Annotated in this window: 20 protein-coding genes; all 20 read left to right on the forward strand. The window is 63.3% G+C overall.

The annotated features are described in order from the left end of the window. Window positions 1-2 precede the first annotated feature (2 nt). The 20 genes from coaBC to RI518_RS03190 all read left to right on the forward strand — a co-directional run bounded on the left by coaBC (window position 3) and on the right by RI518_RS03190 (window position 22,611). Window positions 3-1,211: a bifunctional phosphopantothenoylcysteine decarboxylase/phosphopantothenate--cysteine ligase CoaBC gene (gene coaBC, locus RI518_RS03095; RefSeq protein ID WP_310671074.1), complete on the forward strand. Its 1,209-nt coding sequence runs from the start codon at window positions 3-5 to the stop codon at window positions 1,209-1,211. Window positions 1,212-1,220: 9 nt separating this feature from the next. Beyond that, window positions 1,221-2,402, forward strand: a complete 1,182-nt coding sequence (metK, locus tag RI518_RS03100; protein ID WP_310671072.1) for a methionine adenosyltransferase — start codon at window positions 1,221-1,223, stop codon at window positions 2,400-2,402. An 11-nt stretch (window positions 2,403-2,413) separates the two neighbouring features. After that, window positions 2,414-4,393, forward strand: a complete 1,980-nt coding sequence (locus tag RI518_RS03105) for a primosomal protein N' (RefSeq protein ID WP_310689321.1) — start codon at window positions 2,414-2,416, stop codon at window positions 4,391-4,393. A 67-nt stretch (window positions 4,394-4,460) separates the two neighbouring features. After that, window positions 4,461-5,378 carry a methionyl-tRNA formyltransferase gene (gene fmt / locus RI518_RS03110; RefSeq protein ID WP_310689322.1) on the forward strand — a complete coding sequence of 306 codons (918 nt, stop codon included), beginning with the start codon at window positions 4,461-4,463 and terminating at the stop codon, window positions 5,376-5,378. After that, on the forward strand, window positions 5,368-6,744 hold the full coding sequence (locus RI518_RS03115; protein WP_310689323.1) for a transcription antitermination factor NusB: 1,377 nt from the start codon (window positions 5,368-5,370) through the stop codon (window positions 6,742-6,744). Before fmt ends, RI518_RS03115 begins: the two co-directional genes overlap by 11 nt. A gap of 9 nt (window positions 6,745-6,753) precedes the next feature. Further along, a complete protein-coding gene (rpe, locus tag RI518_RS03120) occupies window positions 6,754-7,413 on the forward strand; it encodes a ribulose-phosphate 3-epimerase (RefSeq protein WP_310671067.1) in 660 nt (219 codons plus the stop codon). Between the two features lie 62 nt (window positions 7,414-7,475). Beyond that, window positions 7,476-7,841: an FKBP-type peptidyl-prolyl cis-trans isomerase gene (locus RI518_RS03125; RefSeq protein WP_310671066.1), complete on the forward strand. Its 366-nt coding sequence runs from the start codon at window positions 7,476-7,478 to the stop codon at window positions 7,839-7,841. A gap of 239 nt (window positions 7,842-8,080) precedes the next feature. Beyond that, window positions 8,081-8,344 carry a phosphoribosyl-ATP diphosphatase gene (locus RI518_RS03130; RefSeq protein ID WP_310671065.1) on the forward strand — a complete coding sequence of 88 codons (264 nt, stop codon included), beginning with the start codon at window positions 8,081-8,083 and terminating at the stop codon, window positions 8,342-8,344. Then, window positions 8,341-9,204 carry an ATP phosphoribosyltransferase gene (gene hisG / locus RI518_RS03135; protein WP_310671064.1) on the forward strand — a complete coding sequence of 288 codons (864 nt, stop codon included), beginning with the start codon at window positions 8,341-8,343 and terminating at the stop codon, window positions 9,202-9,204. Before RI518_RS03130 ends, hisG begins: the two co-directional genes overlap by 4 nt. Beyond that, entirely contained in the window at window positions 9,204-9,965 is a 762-nt protein-coding gene (gene hisF / locus RI518_RS03140) for an imidazole glycerol phosphate synthase subunit HisF (RefSeq protein ID WP_310671063.1), read from the forward strand. Before hisG ends, hisF begins: the two co-directional genes overlap by 1 nt. Further along, window positions 9,962-10,303: a phosphoribosyl-AMP cyclohydrolase gene (hisI, locus tag RI518_RS03145; protein ID WP_310671061.1), complete on the forward strand. Its 342-nt coding sequence runs from the start codon at window positions 9,962-9,964 to the stop codon at window positions 10,301-10,303. The genes hisF and hisI overlap by 4 nt, the downstream gene beginning before the upstream one ends. Then, complete coding sequence (gene trpE, locus RI518_RS03150) at window positions 10,300-11,859, forward strand: anthranilate synthase component I (protein ID WP_310689324.1); 1,560 nt, start codon at window positions 10,300-10,302, stop codon at window positions 11,857-11,859. Before hisI ends, trpE begins: the two co-directional genes overlap by 4 nt. A 41-nt stretch (window positions 11,860-11,900) precedes the next feature. Next, window positions 11,901-12,419, forward strand: coding sequence for a Trp biosynthesis-associated membrane protein (locus RI518_RS03155; RefSeq protein WP_310689325.1), 519 nt, complete (start codon window positions 11,901-11,903; stop codon window positions 12,417-12,419). 34 nt (window positions 12,420-12,453) lie between these two features. Next, complete coding sequence (locus tag RI518_RS03160) at window positions 12,454-12,684, forward strand: DUF6704 family protein (protein WP_310671058.1); 231 nt, start codon at window positions 12,454-12,456, stop codon at window positions 12,682-12,684. Further along, complete coding sequence (locus RI518_RS03165; protein WP_310671057.1) at window positions 12,685-13,458, forward strand: indole-3-glycerol phosphate synthase TrpC; 774 nt, start codon at window positions 12,685-12,687, stop codon at window positions 13,456-13,458. After that, window positions 13,455-14,660 carry a tryptophan synthase subunit beta gene (gene trpB / locus RI518_RS03170; protein ID WP_310671056.1) on the forward strand — a complete coding sequence of 402 codons (1,206 nt, stop codon included), beginning with the start codon at window positions 13,455-13,457 and terminating at the stop codon, window positions 14,658-14,660. The genes RI518_RS03165 and trpB overlap by 4 nt, the downstream gene beginning before the upstream one ends. After that, on the forward strand, window positions 14,661-15,458 hold the full coding sequence (gene trpA, locus RI518_RS03175; protein ID WP_310689326.1) for a tryptophan synthase subunit alpha: 798 nt from the start codon (window positions 14,661-14,663) through the stop codon (window positions 15,456-15,458). It begins immediately after the preceding gene. Between the two features lie 37 nt (window positions 15,459-15,495). Continuing rightward, entirely contained in the window at window positions 15,496-16,500 is a 1,005-nt protein-coding gene (lgt, locus tag RI518_RS03180) for a prolipoprotein diacylglyceryl transferase (RefSeq protein WP_310689327.1), read from the forward strand. A 95-nt stretch (window positions 16,501-16,595) separates the two neighbouring features. Further along, window positions 16,596-21,161 (forward strand): glutamate synthase large subunit, encoded by a 4,566-nt coding sequence (gene gltB / locus RI518_RS03185; RefSeq protein ID WP_310689328.1) that lies wholly within the window; start codon window positions 16,596-16,598, stop codon window positions 21,159-21,161. Next, window positions 21,154-22,611 carry a glutamate synthase subunit beta gene (locus tag RI518_RS03190; RefSeq protein ID WP_310689329.1) on the forward strand — a complete coding sequence of 486 codons (1,458 nt, stop codon included), beginning with the start codon at window positions 21,154-21,156 and terminating at the stop codon, window positions 22,609-22,611. The genes gltB and RI518_RS03190 overlap by 8 nt, the downstream gene beginning before the upstream one ends. The last annotated feature ends 51 nt before the right edge of the window (window positions 22,612-22,662 follow it).

Raw genomic sequence — 22,662 nt, forward strand, 5'->3', positions numbered from 1 at the left:
ACGTGACGGCCTGGCACAGCGAGTCGGGCGCGCGGGTCATCCTCGGAGTGACCGGCGGTATTGCCGCCTATAAGGCGGTCAGTATCGCCCGAGAATTGGTCACCGCCGGACACCACGTCACGGTCATCCCGACCCAGTCGGCGCTGAAATTTGTGGGTGTGGCCACGTGGGAGGCCATTAGTCGCAACCCGGTTGAGCTCGACCTGTTTGACGGTGTCGCCGAGGTCACCCACGTGGCGCTTGGCCAACAGGCCGACCTTGTTATTGTCGCTCCGGCCACCGCACACTTTCTGGCCAGTTATGCCGGTGGCTACGCCCCCGATTTGCTGCACACCACTCTGTTGGCGACGACGGCACCGGTCCTGGTCGCCCCGGCCATGCACACCGAAATGTGGCAGCACCCCTCGACGGTGGCCAATACCGAGACGTTGAGGTCTCGCGGAGTGCATTTTGTGGGTCCCGATCGCGGCCGTTTGACCGGTGATGACGAAGGCCCCGGTCGCTTGGCTGACCCGAGCGAAATCGTTCGCCGAGGACTCTCCCTCCTGGGCGAGCGCCCGCTGGCGGGACACAAGGTGCTGATTTCCGCCGGGGGCACCAGGGAGCCCCTCGATGCGGTGCGATTTATCGGAAACCGCTCGAGTGGCGCCATGGGTGTTGCTCTCGCCGTGGAGGCGAGAGACCGTGGCGCGGAGGTCACCCTCGTGCACGCACCACTGGAGGTCGCACTGCCCCGCGGGGTGGACTGCGTGTTCGCGCCGCGGGCGGAGGACATGCAACGCGAACTGACCGCGCGAGCCGATAGTGCGCAGTGGATGCTGATGGCGGCCGCGGTGGCCGACTACACCCCGGAAGTGACCTCGGAGGCGAAATACCACAAGGACGCCCTGGGTGAGGTGTATTCCCCGCGGTTGGTGGCCACGCCCGATATCGCGGCCGAACTGGGGCGCTCGAAGCGAGACGATCAGCTACTGGTGACGTTTTCTGCGGAAGTGTTGGACGACGACGAGGAGCTTGTGGCCCGCGCCCGAGACAAGGGTGAGGCGAAGGGCGCCGATGTCGTGGTGGCTAATCGGGTGGGCCCCGCGCTAGGCTTTGGGCAGACAGAGACCGCTGTGTGGATTATTCAGCGCTCCGGAGCCCCGGTTCTGTCGACTGGTTCAAAAACGACCGTCGCGGGGCACCTCATCGATGTCCTGCTCAATCGCTAGGGGACAGCAATGCGTTATTTCACCTCAGAGTCGGTGACCGAAGGCCACCCGGACAAAATGTGCGACCAGATTTCCGATTCGATCCTGGACGCGTTTCTCGCCGCAGACCCACTCTCGAGAGTCGCGGTGGAGTCGCTCACGACCACCGGATTAGTGCACGTCGCCGGCGAAGTCTCCTCGACGGCGAAAATTGATGTTGAGCACATTGCGCGCGAGCGCGTCAAAGAAATCGGGTACACCGACGAGGATTTTGGAATCAACCACGACACGATGGGCGTGATCGTCTCGCTCGGTCAACAATCGCCCGATATCGCCGGCGGTGTGGATAATTCGCTGCAATCGCGGGAAGGCAACGCCAGTGACGCGTTTGACTCGCTGGGTGCGGGCGACCAGGGCCTGATGTTTGGCTACGCCACGAACGAAAACGACGCCTACATGCCGATGTCGCTGTGGCTCGCCCACCGTTTCGCGGAGCGCCTGGCCGCGGTGCGAAAAGATGGCACCGTCGACTACTTGCGCCCCGATGGAAAAACCCAGGTCACCCTCGGCCTGGAGGGCAGGACTCCACGAGAACTAGACACCTTGGTGATTTCCACCCAACACCACCCGGGGATTGTGCGCGGGCAGTTGGAGGAAGACCTGAAGACTCACGTCATCGCTCCCGTGTTGGAGATGGTGTCGCTCGATTCTGCAAACACCCGTTACCTGATTAACCCCAGCGGTGAATTTGTCCTCGGAGGGCCACAGAGCGACGCGGGGCTCACCGGCCGAAAAATCATCGTCGACACCTACGGCGGTGCGGCCCGCCACGGTGGTGGCGCCTTCAGCGGAAAAGACCCGACAAAGGTCGACCGTTCGGCGGCCTATGCCCTGCGCTGGGTGGCCAAAAATGTGGTCGCGGCCGGTCTGGCCGACATTGCCGAAATTCAAGTCGCCTACGCCATCGGTTCAGCCCATCCGGTCGGTATCTTTGTGGAAACATTTGGAACCGAGAAGGTGGCGACGGACAAGATTGAGAAAGCCATCAGTGAGGTATTCGATTTGCGCCCGGCGGCGATCATCGACGCACTGGAGCTGCGCACCACGCGTTACGTCCAGACAGCGACCTACGGTCACTTCGGGCGGCTTGACCTCGACCTGCCGTGGGAGCGGGCCAACCGAACCGAAGAGTTACTCAAAGCGAGTCGCTAAGCGAGTCGCTCATGACTGAGCACCCGGTCGCCCGGGTGCTCCCCGAGTCGAGACTGCCTCAGCTCGACCGACTCTTCGACTACGCCATTCCCGAGGGGATGGATGTTCGTCCCGGGGTTCGGGTCCGGGTACCAATGGGCCGGGGAGGCCGACTGCAGGCAGGTTTCGTGGTCGAGGTCCTCGAGAAGTCGTCCTACGAGGGCACCTTGAGTCCGATCGAACACCTCGTTTCTCCCGTCCCCGTCGTCCCCCCGGAGCTCTACCGACTCGCACAGGCGGTGGCCTCGCGACAGGCTGGCGGGGTGGCAGATATTTTGCGACTCGCCGTGGCCCCGCGGGCGGTTCGCGTGGAAAAGGCCTGGCTGAAGGACTCCGACGACAGCACTGTGACCACCGAGCCTCCGCTCGATTCGCCCACTGCGTCTTCGCACTATGACCCCGAGCAGTGGTCCGCGCTGTGGAAATCCGGGGCAAAACACTGGTGGCAATTGCCCTATGGCTCTGCGAGCGCCGCTGAGGGCGAGATTCCCGCCGGGCACCGGGAGATTGCCCGTTTGGCCGCCACGGTACTCGCGGCGGGCTCGAGCGTGGTGGTGTGTGTGCCGGATTGGCGCGATCAGCTTTTTGTCGATCAGGCGCTTCGCGAGTGGGTCGAGGCCGAAGCCCTGGCGCCGTTTGTCGCGACCGAGACCCCGACGGAGCGCTATCGCAGCTATCTGCGCACCCTCGAGGCGCGCCCCAGTGTTGCCTACGGAGCGCGCCACGCCATCTACGCACCGGTGTCGAATCTGGGATTAGTCCTCGTGCTTTCGGATAGCGATGACCTGCACCGCGAGCCGCTGGCGCCCTACCCGCACAGCCGTGATGTTGCCCTGCTTCGTGCTGAGCAGACCGGCGCTGCGGTGGTGTTCGCCAGCCATGTGCCGAGTCTTCCGGTACTGAGACTGATGCAGATGGGCTACCTCGGAGAGGTCCGAGCCCAGCAGCACACGAGGCCGCGGGTGATTCCCACCGCCCTCGGACGCTTGAGCGACGACGTGAAGACCCCCGCCCGGTTACCCTCGGTGGCCTACCGGGCTGTCGTCGAGGCCATCACCCAGGGTCCGGTACTCGTGCAGGTCTTTCACTCCGGTTATTCGCCGGGCCTCTCGTGTCGCTCCTGCGGTGAGCGCGCACGATGCGTGGAGTGTGGTGGTCCCCTAAAAACCGCGAAACGCTCCGGTCCGATCTCCTGTGGGTGGTGCGGCCATTTGGCCACGCTGTGGTCGTGTAATGAGTGTGGCGGTAGCGAGTATCGACCCAGTGGCCACGGTGTGGGCCGAACCACTCACGAGCTGGGTAGGGCCTTCCCCGGCGTACCCATCATTCAATCTGACGGCGAGAGTCGCACCGCGCGGGTGCCCGGCACGCCCGCTCTGGTGGTCGCGACCCGCGGGGCGGAACCCGTCGCACAGGGCGGTTATCGAGCCGCGCTCCTCTTGGACGCCGAATCGATGCTGCAACGCGCGTCACTAAACGCCCTGGAGGACACCCTGCAAGGCTGGGAGTGGGCGATGAGTCTGCTCGCACCGGGTGCTATCGCCTACTTGACCGATTTAGAGGGGCCTGTTGCCCAAAGTGTTGCCGCCGGCGGGCTCGAAGTGCTCTTGGCGCGTGAGCTGGTGCAGCGCGGAGAGCTTCGAATGCCTCCCACCGTTCGCCTGGCGGCAATCAGTGGACCGCGAGGGGACGTGGAGGATCTGGTCGCTTCGCTCACCGGGCCGGATTCGCGCCACGCTGCGGGTGGTCAGGTCGATGCGCTGGGTCCCATCCGCCACGATTCGCAGGCCACATACATTCTGCGCATGTCTTACCGCGTTGCACCCGACATCGCCCCGGAGTTGCGCGCCGCTGTGGTGCGCTCGGCCAGTAAGGGGCCCCGGCAGACCGCGCGGCTGAAAGTGGTGATGGACGACGTCGACACCCTGGATGCCCTCGCCGTGGAGGAGTGAGTGCTTCTCGACACCGCCGGATTCGAGGTGGCCTGTGGCCTGAGGTCATCGTCAGTAGTCTCGGGGTATGAGGGTTGTATTTGCCGGCTCGCCGGAGGTCGCAAGAAGGGTCTTGGACGTTGTGCGGCAGTCGGGAGTGTCGATTGTCGGGGTCATTAGTCAGCCCGATCGGCCGGTGGGGAGAAAAAAGACGCTCACGGCGACGCCGGTGTCTCGATTCGCTACCGACCAGCAACTCCCACTCTGGCGCCCCGAGAATGCCGGGGAGTTGGTCGATGCGCTGCGCAATCTCCGCCCGGACCTGGTGATCGCCGTGGCCTATGGTCGATTGATCACCGCCGAAGCGCTGGCGGTGCCGCCACACGGTTGGTGGAACCTGCACTTTTCTCTCCTGCCCGCACACCGCGGTGCCACGCCCGTCCAACACGCGCTGTTGGCGGGCGATGACACGACCGGGGTGAGCGTTTTTCAGATCGATGAGGGCTTAGATACCGGGCCACTTCTTGGCCAGCGATCACACCCGGTGACACCGGGAATTACCGCCGGTGAGCTCTTAGAGGAACTCGCCGAGGGGGGCGCGACACTGCTAGTGGAGACTGTTGATGCCTTAGTCCACGGCACGCTTTCGCCCCGGGATCAAGTCGGCGAAGCGACCCTCGCGCCGAAGCTGCCCCGGGATGCGGGGCGACTGGATTGTGCGCAACCAGCCGATCAGGTCTTTCGGCGCTATCAGGCCACCACTCCAGAGCCCGGTGCTTACGTGTTCCTCACTGACACCCAGTCCCGGCTGGGCATCAGTAAGGCCAGACTGGTCGGCTCTCACCAGGCCACACCGGGTGTGATTGAACGGATCGGGGACACAATCGTCATGGGGTGTGGGGGCGGTGGCCTCGAGTTACTCACGGTTCACCCGGCGGGAAAGAACGTGATGCCCGCGACCGACTGGTGGCGCGGCGTGGGTCGACCGGTGCGCTGTGGAGAATAAGCGCACGCGAATCCCCGGGACGCCCCGCGGTCTGGCCTGGTCACTCCACCAGCAGGTGTGGCAGGAGGGTGCCTACGCCAACATCGCGTGGCCGAAGCTTCTCGCTCAGTCTTCCCTGAGCCCAGAAGACACCCGTTTTGCCACCGAATTGGCGTACGGGTCACTGCGGCGCTACGGCCAATGGGGAGCGGTTATCGAAATCGCCTCGGGGCGGAAAGAACACACAGTCCAGCCCGAGGTGTGGTGGCTGTTGATCCTGGGAACCCATCAACTCCTCGCCCTCTCCACTGCCCAGCACGCGGCGGTCAATGAAATGGTTGCGCTGTGTAAGCGCCTGGGTTTTTCCCGCGCGGCGGGTCTTGTCAACGCGGTGCTTCGCCGGGTGTCGGAAAAAACGCTGGAGGAGTGGCGGGAAGTACTCACCGAAGGCCTGGGGGAGGGCTCGCAGGCGCTCAGCGCGAGCACTGCCCACCCCGAGTGGATTGTCGAGAAATTGGCACAGGCGCTGATGCGCGAGGATCGCCTGGAGGAGCTTCCCGCGTTATTAGCAGCGCACAACACTCCGGCGAGCACGCACCTGGCTCTTCTCGGTGCTGAGGCGAGTGGCACCGAAGAGCACACGTCCCACTCACCCATTGGTGTGGTGGCCGAGGGGAACCCGGGGCGAGACCCGCGGGTGATCTCTGGAGAGGCCCGGGTGCAAGATGAAGGATCGCAGTTAGCGGCACTGGTGGCCGCGCACGTTGCTCCGATGACCCCGGGAATGCGGATGCTGGATGCCTGCGCGGGGCCGGGCGGAAAGACTGCCGTGTGGGGATATGCCGCCTGGCAGGCAGGCGCCAGCCTGACCGCGGTCGAACAGCATCCTCACCGCGCCCGGCTCGTTACAGACTCGGTGCGCAGCCTGCCGCCCGGCACGGTGGATGTGAAAAGCGCCGACCTGCTCGATTTTTTGCCACAGCAGAAAGAACCTTTTGATCGCATCCTCTTAGATGCTCCGTGTGTGGGGTTGGGAGCGCTTCGGCGTCGACCAGAGGCGAGGTGGCGAAAAAAACTCTCCGATTTGGAGGGCTTGATCGATACTCAGCGCCGGCTGCTCGCTGCCTGCGCCGACGCACTCGCCCCGGGCGGATACCTGGTCTATGTGACCTGTTCGCCGGTTGTCGAAGAAACGACGGAGGCGATCTCCTGGATTCTGCAGAAAGACCCCCAGCTGCAGGCCGTGTCGACCGAGGCCATCCTGCAGAGGGTGTCGGTCGAGCCGCTCGTCGACGCAGGGGTGTCCAGCGCCGTGCAGTTGTGGCCACACCGCCATCACACGGACGCCATGTTCATCCAGGTGCTCCAGAAAAAACCCGCCGACTAAGCTGGGGGTGTGCAGGTGCGAATTAATCCGAGTGTCCTCGCGGCCGATTTTGTCAATATGGAAGCGGCACTGCAGACCATCAGCACAGCCGATGCCGTGCACGTGGACGTGATGGACTATCACTTTGTCCCGAACTTGACCTTTGGCCCCCAAATGGTGGGGCGCATTCACGAGGTGTCTCCCATTCCCCTCGATGTGCACCTGATGATCGAACACCCCGAGCGCTGGGTGGCCGATTTTGCGGCGACCGGGGCAGAGTGCGTGACCTTTCACGTCGAAGCGACCGATGACCCCGTCGCGGTCATCGAAGCCCTCGAACAGGCCGGGACACACACCGGAATTTCCGTCAAACCGGGCACCCCCATTGAGCCCTACCTCGATCTCGTCGAACGCGTCGACCAGGTCCTCATCATGACCGTCGAGCCCGGTTTTGGCGGCCAGTCGTTCATGGAGGAGGTCCTGGGGAAAGTGACGGCGGTGTCGACGCGTGCGGCCGAGAGCGGACGAGACGTGTGGATTCAAGTGGACGGTGGCGTGGGGCCCGACACCATCCAGGCTGCCGCCCGGGCTGGGGCCAACACTTTTGTGGCAGGCAGCAGTGTCTTCGACCGAGAGATCAGCCCCGCTGAAGCAATTGCTGAGCTTCGGGCCAAAGCCCAGGCGGCCTAGTCAAAAAGTGGTCACCGCAACCGCGGAGCGACCACCCGTTTCACCACGATAAGGAGTGCGTTATGGCACAGAGCAAACCCGAAATTGACCCGCCCGTGGAGCCCGCTCCGAGTCAACTCGTCGTGGACGACCTCGAGCTGGGCTCTGGCGATGAAGCCCAGCCGGGTGCCACGGTCGAAGTTCACTACCTCGGTGTGGACTACGAAACGGGTGAAGAATTCGATAGCTCGTGGTCTCGGGGTCAAACCATCACCTTCCCCCTCTCTGGACTCATTGCGGGCTGGCAGGAGGGAATTCCCGGCATGAAGGTCGGTGGTCGCCGGACACTCGCCTGCCCGCCCCATCTCGCCTACGGCCCGGCAGGCGGTGGCCACCCGCTGAGTGGCAAAACGCTTCTGTTCGTCATTGATCTCATCGCGGTTCGCTAGGGCGCGGTTCGTTAGGGCGCGCTGCGCCAAGAAAGAGCATGGGCCCGCAGACGGAGCCTGGGCCCCAGATAAGTTGCTTCAAGAAAACGCCTCGCTTCACGGCACCTGCGGCTGCACGCCCTGTGGGCGTGCAGGTGAGGGGCGCTCCATCTCTGATTGGCCGCCTGATCCGGACCGGAGTGGGACCCGCGCGGGTCGGCCGGGCGTCTGAGGAGTGCGCTGGCCGGTAACCTGGGGGTGTGAAAACTTTCGACGAGCTCTACCGCGAAGTCCACGTGCGCTCTCTCGAGCGCACCGAAGGCTCGAGGACGGCCGAACTACTCGATGCTGGCGTGCACGCCATCGGAAAAAAAGTCGTCGAAGAGGCGGCCGAAGTCTGGATGGCGGCAGAGCACGAAACCGAAGAAGAATTGGCGGTTGAAATTGCCCAGCTGCTCTACCACCTGCAGGTCATGATGGTCGCGCGCGGTGTGAGCCTCGAGGATGTGTATCGCGCGCTATGAGTTCTCTCAACACGTCGGGGGCGCCTCTGCGGATCGCCGTTCCCAATAAGGGCACCCTGTCCGAGGCGGCGCACGAGATGCTCACCGAGGCCGGATACAGCGGTCGGGTAGACACTCGGGCGCTGAGCGTGCCGGATGAACGAAATGGCGTGGAGTTTTACTATTTGCGCCCGCGCGACATCGCCACGTACGTGGCGAGCGGCGCGCTCGATATTGGTATCACCGGGCGGGACTTACTGCGCGACTCGGAGACCCCTGCGAGGGAAATCCAACCCCTAGATTTTGGGTTTTCCACGTTTCGTTTTGCCGGTCCGCCGGGAATGGACGAGCTTTCGGCACTCGAGGGTCGACGTGTGGCGACCAGTTACCCCCATTTGGTCGATCGCTTTCTCACAGACCACGGCGTCCACGCGGAGATTGTCCGTCTGGACGGCGCCGTCGAATCGGCGGTCCGCCTCGGGGTGGCCGAGGCTGTAGCCGACGTGGTGTCCACGGGTAGGACTCTTGCCGCCCAGGGTCTCGAGATTTTCGGCCCGGTGATTTTAGAGTCCGAAGCGGTCTTGATCGCTGGCGCGGTCAACCCGCCCGGGCTCGACACGCTGCAGCAGCGCCTCCAAGGGGTGTTGGTTGCCCGGCAGTTCGTCCTGATGGATTACGACCTGCCGGTGGAGCTGTTGGAGGAAGCGACCGCAATCTCGCCGGGCCTCGAATCACCCACCGTGTCTCCGCTGCAGGATCCACAGTGGGTCGCCGTGCGGGCGATGGTCCGCCGCGGAGACCAGCACGAAGTGATGGATCGGCTCTATGCGCTGGGTGCCCGAGCCATCCTGGTGTCCTCAATTCACGCAGCGCGGATCTAGTGTCTCTGGCCACTCGCGTCATTCCCTGCCTCGATGTCGACTCCGGTCGCGTGGTCAAAGGTGTGAAATTTCTCGACCTTGTCGATCAGGGTGACCCGGTTGAGCTTGCCACCCGTTACGGAGCACAGGGTGCGGACGAAATCACCTTCTTGGATGTCACCGCGAGCGTCGACGGTCGCGAGACCACACTCGACGTGGTTCGCCGAACAGCGGAAACACTGTTTATCCCCCTCACCGTCGGAGGTGGCGTGCGAAGTGCGGACGATGTGGCCAGGTTGCTCGCCCACGGGGCCGACAAAATCAGTGTGAATTCCGCGGCGATCAGCCGCCCCGATCTCATCGATGACATCGCCCAGCGTTTTGGCGCCCAGGTGTGTGTCGTCTCACTGGATGTGAAACGACACGAGGGCACTCCCTCTGGTTTCGTGGTCACCACCCACGGCGGTCGCACCACGACGACGATCGACGCCCTGGCGTGGGCGACCGAGAGCGTGGAGCGCGGTGCGGGGGAGCTGCTGGTGAACTCCATCGACGCCGATGGCACCAAAGAGGGTTTCGATGTGGAGCTGATCTCCCTGTTACGTCCCACAGTGTCCGTGCCACTGGTGGCCTCTGGGGGAGCGGGAGCGCTGTCGCACTTTGCTCCCGCGATTGAGGCGGGGGCCGATGCGGTCCTGGCTGCATCGGTTTTTCACACGGGCGCGTTGACCGTCGGTCAGGTTAAGGAAGAATTGGCTCTGCAGGGGGTGAGTGTCAGGTGAGTGTCGACGTGCGGGTGAGCGGTTCTATTCCAGCCGATGTGGTCTTTAACCAGGACGGGTTGGTCCCCGTCGTGGTCCAAGATGACGAGAGCCTGGAGGTCTTAATGCTCGCCTGGATGGACGCGGAAGCCATCCGTCGCACCCTTGAAGAGGGTCGAGTGACGTACTTTTCTCGCTCCCGCCGAGAGTATTGGCGAAAGGGAGACACCAGCGGGAACGTCCAGTGGGCGCAATCTCTCGCCGTCGACTGCGACGGTGACACGCTGTTGCTCCGAGTGGACCAAACCGGACCCGCCTGTCACACCGGCGCGTCAAGCTGTTTTGAGGCCCGGTCGTGAACGCGAATCAGCACCCCGCGAGTCAGCCGGGTGATACCAGCCTCGACGAGTTTCTGGAGGCGGGCCGCCACGCCCCCGTCGCCGCCGTGATGCGCACACTCTTCGCGGATAGTGAAACTCCGATGGGGCTGTATCGAAAACTCGCCGGTGGTCCCGGATCTTTTCTGCTGGAATCGGCCGATCAGGCCGGAAAATGGTCGCGGTATTCCTTCATTGGCGCGGCGAGTCACGGTGTGCTGACCGAGTCGGACGGCGTCGCGCAGTGGGATTCTTTGGGCATGTCCGAGAGTGAGGCGTTTGGTGGCCCACTCCCGGAGAAGGCTCTCGACGCCTTGGAGGCTCTCGACCTTCGCTGGGCGAGTGACGCCCTGCCCACCATTCCGCCCTTTTCCGGTGGACTGGTCGGTTACATCGGCTGGGACGCGGTGCGCGAGCTCGAACAGTTGCCACAGCCCCCGAAGAGTGTTCACCCGGTTCCGCGAGTGGCGATGGCACTCACCAAAGATCTCGTGGTCTTCGACCACCATTCGTCGGATGTGATCCTGCTCGCCCTGGTTTACAGCCACGACAGCGTGACCGCCGAAGACTACGCCGAAGCGGTCAGTCGTCTCGAGGCGATGCACGAGGCACTTCGAGCGCCGACCTCTTCGACGCTCTCGACCCGACACGAAGAAAACACCCCCGATGGTGTGGCGAATATGACCCGGGAGCAGTTTCACGACATGGTGGCTCGGGCAAAGCAGTACATCGTCGACGGCGATATCTTTCAGGTGGTGGTGGGGCAGCGCTTTGACTCGGAGGTCACCGCGAGTCCGCTCGAGGTCTACCGGGTACTGCGCGCGATGAACCCGAGCCCGTATATGTATCTCCTGGAATCACGGGGTGTGGACGGGGTTCCCTTCCACGTGGTGGGCTCCTCACCCGAAGCGCTCGTGAGTGTGAAGAACAATCGGGTGTATTCCCACCCGATTGCGGGGTCGCGGCCGCGCGGCGACACGCCGGAGCGTGACGCGCACATTGCCGAAGAGTTAGCGGCCGACCAAAAAGAGCAGGCGGAACACCTCATGCTGGTCGATCTGGCCAGAAATGACCTCTCGCGCGTCTGCGTCTTTGGCAGCGTCGAGGTGACCGAATTTATGCAGGTGGAGCGCTTTAGCCACATCATGCACTTGGTGAGCTCCGTCGAGGGCGATAAGCGCCCTGACGCGAGCAACCTGGACGTCCTGCGCGCCACCTTCCCGGCCGGGACTCTCAGCGGTGCACCAAAACCCCGAGCCTTGGAAATCATCGACGAGTTAGAGCCAGATCGCCGCGGCGTCTACGGGGGAGTGGTGGGCTATTTCGCCCACCGCGGTGACACCGATGTAGCGATTGCCATTCGAACGGTGTGGATGCGTGAGGGGGTTGCGACCGTGCAGGCCGGAGCGGGAATTGTGGCCGACTCGGACCCCGAAAGCGAATACCAGGAAACCCAGCACAAGGCCGCAGCTCCGCTTCGCGCGGTGGCCGCCGCCAACGCGCTGCAGCCCGACGAACCGCGTGCACCTGGCCGATGAGCGACTGCGATAGCCCCCGGCGAGGGAGTCGGCACTATCCCATGGTCGTCGCGCTTATTCTCGGCCTGGTGGGTCTGGGCGCCCCGTGGGTTGTGGTCGAGCTCCCCACCGGCGCGGTGGGTCAGGCGGGTGTGACGGAAGTCGCTCCGGCGTCTTTTAGCGCGACCCTCGCGGCGGTTGCCGCCTGGGGTGCCACGCTGTTGACCCGCCGCACGGCCACCCGCGTGATCAGCGCACTGCACGTCGCCCTGGCCGTCACCGCCGCGGTCTTAATGGTGAGAGCCCTTCTGGCGACCGATTCGGTGGTCGAGTCGGTCGCTTCGGGTGCAAGCGGTGTGATCGGTGCACTGACGGCAGCCGAGGCGACGGTGACCTGGTCGCCCGGATGGATTTCCCTCTGGGGCCTGGTCCTTTTCGCCCTCATCGCGTCTGGCGTGTGGGGGATAGTAGCCCCCGGTTCCCGGCGTCAGCGACGCTCAAAGTATGAGCGAGCCGACCACGCGGAAGAACTCGATCCGTGGGAGTCACTGAGCGACGGAAACGACCCGACCTCGCGGTAAGATGGGGTTGACCCGCCAGCACAGAGGAGCGCACATGACCCCCGAGAATGACCCCGGACACGGCCACTCTCCCGCGGCGTGGATTGCCGTGTCGGTCTCGATTGCCGGCCTTGCCGCGGCGACCGTGTTTTTCTTCCTCGGCGTCTGGACCCCGTTTTGGGTGTCGATGGCGGTATTCGTCGGCGGTTTGTTGTTAGGGCCGCTTCTCGCCGCGATGGGCTACGGCGTGCGCGGGCCTAAATGGCAGCCCAAGGACACCCACTAGGTGTTGGCCGAACTCGTCGCGGGCGCCACCGAAGACGCTCGTCACCGCGAAGCCAGTGTTTCGCTCGAACAGTTGGTGGCCCGTGCGGGCCAGGTGCCGCCGGTGGCCGCCTCAGCCCGCCTCGTTCCCCAGGCGGACCGGGTGGGAATTATCGCCGAGATTAAACGCGCCAGCCCCTCGAAGGGCCCGTTGGCCGAAATTGCCGACCCGGTGTGGCTGGCGCGGGAGTATGAGGCGGGCGGCGCCAGCGCAATCAGCGTGCTCACCGAGTCGCGCCAGTTCAACGGCTCGCTCGATGACCTCGAGAGGGTATCGACGGCGGTGGATATCCCGGTGCTGCGCAAAGATTTTCTCACCAGTCGCTATCAGGTGGTCGAGGCCCGCGCGCACGGGGCGAGCATGGTGTTGGTGATCATGGCGGCAGTGGATGATCACGTTGCCCGGCTTCTCATCGACGAGGCGCAGGCGTGGGGGATGGACGCCCTGGTCGAAGCCCACAGCGCGGAGGAGGTGCAACGGGCGGTGGACCTGGGTGCGACCATTATTGGTGTCAACGCCCGCGATCTCGCCACGTTTGAGCTCAACCGGGACCTTTTTTCCTCTCTGCGCAGCCTCATTCCCGAGGGTGTGGCGGCCGTGGCAGAGTCCGCCGTGAATACTCCCGCGGATGTCGCCGCCTATCGCCAGCAGGGCGCAGATTTCGTTCTTGTGGGTGAAGCCCTCGTCACAGGAGACAACCCCCAGGCAACCGTGAGAGAGTACTGTCAATCATGACAACTCTTCGCGAAGAATCCGGACCGTACTACGGCACATTTGGCGGACGTTTCGTCCCCGAATCGCTCATCGGCGCGCTCGATGAACTCGAGGCGGCGTACCGCGATGCCAAAGCTGACCCCACCTTTCAGGCAGAGTTGGATCGCTTGCATCGCGACTACACCGGCCGTCCATCGATCATCACCGAGGCGACGCGCTATTCGGAATATTGCGGCGGAGCGCGAATTTTCCTCAAGCGCGAGGACCTGAACCATACCGGCAGTCACAAAATCAACAACGTGCTGGGCCAGGCGCTGTTGGCCAAACGGATTGGAAAAACCCGCCTCATTGCGGAAACCGGAGCGGGTCAGCACGGTGTGGCCACGGCCACCGCGGCGGCACTAATGGGGATGGAGTGCCTGGTCTACATGGGCGAGGTGGATACCGAAAGACAGGCGCTAAACGTCGCCCGGATGCGCCTCTTGGGTGCGGAAGTCCACCCCGTCACAACCGGCTCCCGGACGCTGAAAGACGCCATCAATGAAGCGATGCGCGACTGGGTGGCCAATGTGGAGCACTCCCACTATCTTCTGGGTACCGTCGCGGGCCCGCACCCCTTCCCGCTGATCGTGCGCGATTTCCACTCGGTCATTGGGTACGAAGCCCGCCAGCAAATGCTGGATCTCACCGGGCGCCTGCCCGATGCGGTCACCGCCTGTATCGGCGGCGGGAGTAACGCGATGGGAATTTTCCACGCGTTTCTCGACGATGAGTCGGTGCGCCTGGTCGGGTATGAAGCAGGCGGCGACGGAGTAGAAACGCCGCACCACGCGGCGACGCTCGGTAAGGGCCGTGCCGGTGTTCTCCACGGCGCCCGAAGCCTTGTCCTCCAAGACGAAGACGGCCAAACGGTGGAGTCCCACTCGATTTCTGCCGGCTTGGACTATCCCGGTGTCGGCCCCGAGCACGCCTGGTTACAGTCGATCGGCCGCAGTGAATACGGCGCGGTGAGCGACGACGACGCGATGCAGGCCCTGCGCAGACTCTCGCACAGCGAAGGAATCATTCCCGCAATCGAGACCGCCCACGGTCTCGCCGGTACAGAAAAACTGGGCAAAGAATTGGGACCCGACGCCAACATCCTGGTGAACCTGAGCGGTCGCGGTGACAAAGATATGGAAACGGCGGCGCGCTACTTCAAGCTCATCGGCGAAGGAGCATAAGTGCCAAGCCCGAGCGTCTCCGAAACGATTGCCACCGCAAAGAAAAGTGGTCGCGGGGTCGTCATCGGTTACCTGCCGATGGGCTTTCCGGACCTCGCCACGAGCGTGGAGGCGGCGGTCGCTCTCGCCGAAGAAGGCTTCGACGTCCTCGAACTGGGTGTCCCGTATTCAGACCCCGTGATGGATGGTCCGCTCATTTCGCGCTCGACCCAGCGGGCGTTGGAGGGCGGCTTTAAACTGCGGGATCTTTTCCCGGCGATCTCAGAAATCACCCGCAGGGTCGACATTCCGGTGTTGGTGATGACCTACTGGAATCCTGTCGTGCAATACGGGGTCGAGAAGTTCACGACTGACCTGTTGGCCGCCGGCGCGAAAGGGCTGATTACCCCGGACCTCATCCCCGATGAGGCGGACGAATGGTTGGACATTTCGGAGCGTTTGGGTGCAGAGAGAGTGTTTTTAGCCGCACCGTCGTCCAGCGACGAACGCCTCGCTCGCGCGGTCGAAGAATCGAGAGGGTTTGTCTACGCGGTCTCCACGATGGGGATCACGGGAACCCGGGCCGGTGTCGACCAGGCAGCTCACACGGTCGTGTCCAGACTGCGCGAACAACACGCCGACTCGGTGTGTGTGGGTTTGGGCATTTCGACCGGGGAACACGTCGACGAAGTCTTGGCCTACGCCGATGGCGCCATCGTGGGCTCCGCCCTCGTGCGCGCCCTCGACGAGGGTGGCCTGGGGCAGTTGAGGGCCGTGGCAGCCGGGTTAACCAAACACAGTGGGCTCCAGGCCAGGTAGCCTGGGAGCTCACCCACGCACCACGGAAGAAGAGTTCATGCTGCCGAGTTCCCTGCCCAGTCCTCCTGCCGAATGGCGCTCGTTCAACATTGGCCAGTGGCTTCGAGACCTGGGGCTTGAGTGGTTTGGCCTGAACCTCAGTGTGAACGCCTACGCGCTTTTTATCCTGTTGGGCATCGTTGCGGCGGTGCTGATTGTGAACCACCGCCTCACTAGCCGGGGAGCGGAGCCCTGGGTCGTGGTCGACATCGCGCTCTACGCGGTTCCGCTGGGAATTTTGGGCGGGCGGCTCTTTCACGTCATTACCCACCCCGCGGATTACTTTTTCCCCGGAGCAGACCTGTGGCGGGTGCTCTACGTCTGGGAGGGCGGCTTGGCGATATTCGGTGCCCTCCTCGGTGGGGCAGTGGGCGCCTGGATTGGTGCGCGCCTGTCGGGCATTCGGTTCTGGGCCTTTGCCGACGCCCTCGCACCGGGCATACTGATCGCCCAAGCGACGGGTCGCTTCGGAAACTATTTCAACCAGGAACTCTTTGGAGCGCCGACAGGTTTGCCCTGGGGTCTAGAAATTGACCCCGGAAACCCCGCGATCCCGGTGGGATTGCCCGCCGATACCCTCTTCCACCCCACATTTGCCTACGAGGGGCTGTGGAATGTGTTGGGTGCGCTGGTGATTATCGCCGCCACCCGGCGATTTAATTTGCAGTGGGGTAAAGCCTTCGCGCTCTACCTGATCTGGTACGGCATCGGCCGCTTTTCCTTAGAGTTCTTGCGCCTGGATGTCGCCGAAGTCATTTTTGGTTTGCGCTCAAACCAGTGGGCGGCACTGGCCGCCATCGTCCTCGGACTGGCGATAATCATCGTCCAAAGCAAGTCTCATCCGGGCCTCGAACCCAGCGTCTATCGCCCCGGAAAAGAATGGCAGCCAGAGGATGGGGTAGACTCTGAAGACCGCTACCGGCTCGGCGAGGATTCTGAGCCCGAAAGCGAAGCGGCATCTGTAACCACCACAAGTGGCGAGCCCGCTCCAACCGACAAGTAATTCACCAGGTGTCGAGGTGTAGCCTCGAGGACACTTGGTATTCATGGGCCAACGGTGTCCCCGAACGGTGACGATTCGTCGTAAGGACGGTGACAATGACATTTCTCGGCCCCTACCAGCGCAACAACACAGTCCCCGAAGCCTCGGGGCTCTACAACCCCAGCTTTGAAAAGGACGCCTGTGGGTTGGCCATGGTCGCCACCCTGCGCGGATGGCCAGGCCACGACATCGTCGATAAGGCCCTGCGCGCGCTGCGCAACCTGGAACACCGCGGGGCGGTGGGCTCCGACGCGGGAACCGGTGACGGTGCCGGCATCATCACCCAAATTCCCGACCTCTTTTTCCGCGAAGTCGTCGACTTCGACCTACCGGACAAGGGCGCTTACGCGGTCGGTATCGGCTTTTTGGCCACCGACCCCTCAGTGCGCTTGGAGGAAAAAGCGGCGATTGAAGCGATCGCGACCGAGGAAAAGCTCGTCGTCTTGGGCTGGCGCGAAGTCCCGGTACGCCCGGAAGAGGTCGGTGACCTCGCGCGGGCGGCAATGCCCGGGTTCGAGCAGTTATTTGTCTCCTCACTTCCGGAAGACCCTCGGTCGGGCATCGGGCTCGACCGGTTGACCTTCCGGCTGCGAAAGAGGGTCGAGCGGGAACTGGGTCTCTATTTCCCCTCACTGTCTGCAAGAACCATGGTCTACAAGGGCATGGTGACCACGCTGCAGCTCGAGCCGTTTTACCCGGACCTGTCCGACGAGCGCTTCCAGTCCACCCTGGCTCTTGTGCACTCGCGGTATTCCACCAACACCTTTCCGTCCTGGCCGCTGGCCCAGCCATTCCGGCGCATTGCTCACAACGGTGAAATCAACACCATTCGGGCAAACCGCAACTGGATGCACGCGCGGCAGTCGCAGTTGCACTCCGACCTGCTCGGTTCACTCGATGAGCTCTATCCGATTGTCACCGAGGGTGCGAGTGACTCCGCGTCGCTCGACGAGGTGGTGGAACTGCTGGAGTTGGGCGGCCGCTCGCTTCCGCACGCGATCATGATGCTCGTTCCGGAGGCGTGGGAAAACCAGGCCGACATGGACCCCGCGGTGCGCGATTTTTACGAGTTCCACTCCATGCTGATGGAGCCCTGGGATGGTCCCGCTGCGCTGGTGTTCACCGACGGTTCGCTCGTCGGGGCGACACTGGATCGCAATGGCCTACGCCCCGGCCGTTACGTGATCACCAGCGATGGTCTCGTGATTTTGGGTAGTGAAATCGGCGTGTTGGACGTCGACCCGGCGACGGTGGTGCGCAAAGGACGGCTTCGTCCCGGTTCGATGCTGCTCGCCGACACCCACGAGGGTCGAATCATCGAAGACGACGAGTTAAAAGCGGAGCTTGCCCACCAGGCGCCCTGGGGCCAATGGGTGAGCCAGGGGCGCATCGAGCTCGAATCGCTGCCCGAGCGCGAACACATCATCGCGACCCCGACGTCGATCGTGCACCGGCAACGCACCTTTGGGTACACCGAAGAGGAAATTAAGGTTCTGCTCGCCCCCATGGGGGCGAACGGTCAGGAGCCGTTGGGCGCGATGGGCTCGGATACTCCAATCGCCGCCATATCTGAGCGGCCCCGGTTGCTCTTTGACTACTTCGCCCAACAGTTCGCCCAGGTGACCAACCCGCCGCTGGATTCCATCCGTGAGCAGGTCGTCACCTCGATGACCACCTCGCTCGGGCCAGAAGCAAACCTGATGGATGCCGGCATCGACCACACCCACCAGGTTGTGCTGGAATTTCCGGTCATCGACAACGACGAGTTGGCGAAAATCGGGCACCTCCGAGACGCGAACGGCGAGTCCAGTACATATACGGTCGAGGGGCTGTACCCGGTCAATCAGGGTGTCGAGGGTCTTCGTGAGCGCCTCGACGAGATTTGCCAGGAAGCCGATGAGGCGGTCGATCGCGGGGTGCGATTTGTGGTGCTGAGCGATCGCCATTCCACCCAAGACCTCGCCCCCATCCCCTCGTTACTGTTGCTCTCCACGGTCCACCACCACCTCATTCGCGGGCACAAGCGGATGCGGGTGGGCCTCGTGGTCGAAGCGGGAGATGTGCGTGAGGTCCACCACGCGGCGACCCTGATCGGTTTTGGTGCCTCCGCTCTGAACCCCTATTTGGCGATGGAGACCGTCGAACATTTGGCGCGCACCGGCGACATCGAAGGGGTCGAGCCCGAACGCGCAGTGCGAAACGTGATTACTGCGCTCGGCAAAGGCGTGCTCAAAATCATGAGCAAGATGGGAATCTCCACCGTCGCCTCCTACGCGGGCGCGCAGGCGTTTGAAGCAGTCGGGCTATCCCAGGAGCTTATTGACCAGTACTTCACGGGAACGACGAGCATCCTGGGCGGGGTCGGCCTGGACATCATCGAGGCGGAAAACCAGCAGCGCCACGCGATTGCCTACCCGCAGTCGGGACTGGCAAACCCCCACCAGCGCCTACCGGTCGGCGGGGAGTATCAGTGGCGCCGCGAGGGGCCACCCCACCTGTTTAACCCGCAGAGCGTGTTTTTGCTCCAGCACGCCACCCGGCAAAAGCGCTTCGACCTCTTTCGGGAGTACACCAAAGGCATCGATGACCAGTCCGAAGAGCTCATGACTCTCCGCGGTCTGTTTTCACTGCGCACGGCAGAGCGAAAGCCGATTCCGATCGAGGAGGTCGAACCGATCGAATCGATTCTCACCCGGTTCAACTCTGGAGCGATGTCGATGGGTGCGGTGAGCCCGGAAATGCACGAAACCCTCGCGGTCGCCATGAACCGGATGGGGGGATTGAGTAACACCGGTGAAGGCGGTGAGTCGCCCGAGCGGTTACTCGATGCAGAACGCTCGAGTCGGATTAAACAGATTGCCTCGGGGCGCTTTGGGGTGACCAGTTTGTACCTGACCCACGCCACCGATTTGCAGATCAAGATGGCCCAGGGGGCCAAGCCCGGTGAGGGCGGTCAGTTGCCGGCCAACAAGGTGTATCCGTGGATTGCCAAACTCCGCCACGGCACCCCCGGTGTGGGCCTGATTTCGCCGCCACCGCACCACGATATTTACTCCATCGAGGATTTGAAGCAGCTTATTTACGACCTGAAGCGCTCGAACCCGTTGGCCAACGTGCACGTGAAACTGGTGAGCCAATCGGGAATTGGCGCGGTAGCCACTGGTGTGGCAAAAGCAAAAGCCGACGTTATTTTGGTCTCCGGTCACGACGGAGGCACCGGTGCGAGCCCGCTGAACTCGCTGAAACACGCGGGAACGCCCTGGGAAATCGGTCTGGCCGAAGCCCAGCAGACACTGATGACGAACAACCTGCGCGGACGGGTGAAGCTAGCCGTTGACGGCCAAATGAAGACCGGTCGAGACGTCATCATCGCCGCGCTGCTTGGCGCCGAAGGCTACGGTTTTGCGACCGCGCCGATGGTGGTCTCCGGGTGCATCCTGATGCGGGTGTGTCACTTGGACACCTGCCCGGTCGGCGTGGCCAGCCAAAACCCCGAGCTGCGCAAGCGTTTCTCGGGCACGCCGGAATTTGTCGAGACCTTCTTCGAATACATCGCTGAAGAGGTGCGGGAGTACCTGGCGGCGCTGGGCTTTAGAAGCCTCGATGAAGCCATCGGCCAGGCCCACCTCTTGGATGTTGACCGCGCGGTATCGCACTGGAAGACCGATGGTCTTGACTTGGAGCCCATTCTCTCTACCGAGGCGCTTCGCCCCGGTGTGGCCATCCACCACGAAGAGGGTCAAGATCACGAAATTGAGCTCCACTTTGACCAGGAGCTCATCCGCCAGGCAGAACCGGCGTTGATGCGCGGTGAACCGGTGACCATCGAATCGGAGATTCGAAACACCGAGCGAGCAGTCGGCACGATGCTCGGTAACGCCGTGACCGTGGCTCACGGCGAACACGGGCTTCCGTCGGGAACAATCGACGTCACGCTGCGTGGTGCCGCGGGCCAATCGTTGGGTGCGTTCATGCCCGGCGGAATCGCGCTTCGACTCTGGGGTGACGCCAACGACTACGTCGGTAAGGGTCTCTCTGGAGGCGCCATTACGATTCGACCCGCCAGCGGGAGTGTCTTTGCCCCCGAACGCAACGTGATCGCGGGAAACGTGATCGGGTACGGCGCCACCTCGGGCACCATGTTCATCAGTGGTGTGGTGGGGGAGCGCTTCCTGGTGCGAAACTCCGGAGCGACGGCGGTCGTCGAAGGGGTCGGCGATCACGCCCTGGAGTACATGACCGGTGGTCTCGCCGTGATCCTGGGCGAAACGGGTCGAAACCTGGGGGCCGGAATGTCGGGCGGTATGGCTTTTGTGTGGAAGCTTCGCTCCGAGAGGGTCAACGCCGAAGCCCTGCGCAGCGGGGAAATTGAACTGGGTCCTTTGGGCTCGAGTGAGCGAGAGATCCTGCGCGACCTGTTGACCAGACATCACGAAGAGACCGGATCGCCGGTCGCGGCGCGGATTCTGGAGCAGGGCACCGAGGGCCTCGACGAGTTTGTGATGATTACCCCGCGCGACTACCGAATGGTGATCGAGACGCGGCAAAAAGCTGCTGCCGAGGGTCTCGATCCAGACGGGGATGAAGTCTGGGGAAGAATTTTGGAGGTGACTGGTGGGTGATCCAAGAGGGTTTCTGAAGTACACAGACCGTGAGTTGCCCCCGCGGCGTCCCGTCCCGGTCCGCATTAGCGACTGGAAAGAGGTCTACGGCGCGCAAGACCCTGAAGTTCTCAAGCGTCAGGCGTCGCGCTGCATGGACTGCGGTGTGCCGTTTTGCCATCAGGGTTGCCCGCTGGGAAACCTCATTCCGGAATGGAACGACCTGGTCCGCCGCGACGACGGCTTGGGCGCCATTGAACGCCTTCACGAGACCAACAACTTCCCCGAGTTCACGGGACGGTTGTGCCCGGCGCCGTGCGAATCATCCTGCGTGTTGGGGATCAATCAGCCACCGGTGACCATCAAACAGGTGGAAGTGTCCATCATCGACACCGCCTGGGCGAATGGATGGGTGAAACCATTGCCCCCGGAGCGCCTCACCGGTAAGACCGTGGCGGTCGTGGGTAGTGGTCCCGCGGGTCTCGCCGCCGCGCAACAGCTCACCCGCGTCGGGCACACCGTGGCCGTCTACGAGCGTGACGATCGAATCGGGGGTTTGCTGCGCTATGGCATACCCGATTTCAAGATGGAGAAGCACCACGTGGATCAGCGCCTCGCGCAGATGCAAGCGGAGGGCACCCGGTTTCGAGCCGGTGTCACCATTGGTGTCGACATCACCTGGGATGACCTGATCGAGCGCTACGACGCCGTCGTGGTCGCCACGGGCGCTCCGGTTCCCAGGGATCTGTCCATCCCCGGTCGCGACGCCCTGGGTATCCACTACGCCATGGACTACCTCGTACCCTCCAATCGTTGGGTCGCCGGTGACGCGGTCGCACAGCCGATCGACGCAGCGGGAAAGCACGTCGTCATTCTGGGCGGCGGCGACACCGGCGCAGACTGCCTGGGGACTGCGCACCGGCAGCGGGCGGAGAGCGTCAGCATGCTGGCCATCGGTCAGCAACCGCCCACTGAGCGTCCGGAAAGCCAGCCGTGGCCGATGGATCCGACTCTCTTTGAAGTCCAGTCCGCCCACGAAGAGGGCGGCGAGCGGATGTATTTGGCCTCCACGGTCGAATTCATGACCAACGACGCCGGCGAAGTGCGCGCTCTGAAAGTCGCCGAGACGGAATACCGCGACGGGGGCAGGTTCCCGAAACCTGGCTCCGAGCGCGAAATTCCTGCCGATCTGGTGTTGCTCGCGCTGGGTTACAAAGGTCCGGACTACCAGCTCATGCACGAACAGTGCGGGATCGACGTGGACGAACGCGGCAATATTGCCCGTGGTCGTGACTACGACACCTCGGTCCCCGGAGTGTTTGTGGCCGGAGATGCCGGCCGGGGTGCGTCGCTGATTGTCTGGGCCATCGCAGAGGGCCGCGCGGTGGCTTCCGAGGTCGATCGGTTCCTGGAGGGGCAGACGAGCCTACCGGCGCCAGTCCGGGCCACTGACCGGGCACTGGCTGTCTAGCGCGGGTCAAAACCACCGTAGGCTGGGACCTACTCGTTCTTCTACTTCGCA

The organism is Pontimonas sp. (assembly GCF_031581085.1).
Classification (GTDB): Bacteria; Actinomycetota; Actinomycetes; order Actinomycetales; family Microbacteriaceae; genus Pontimonas.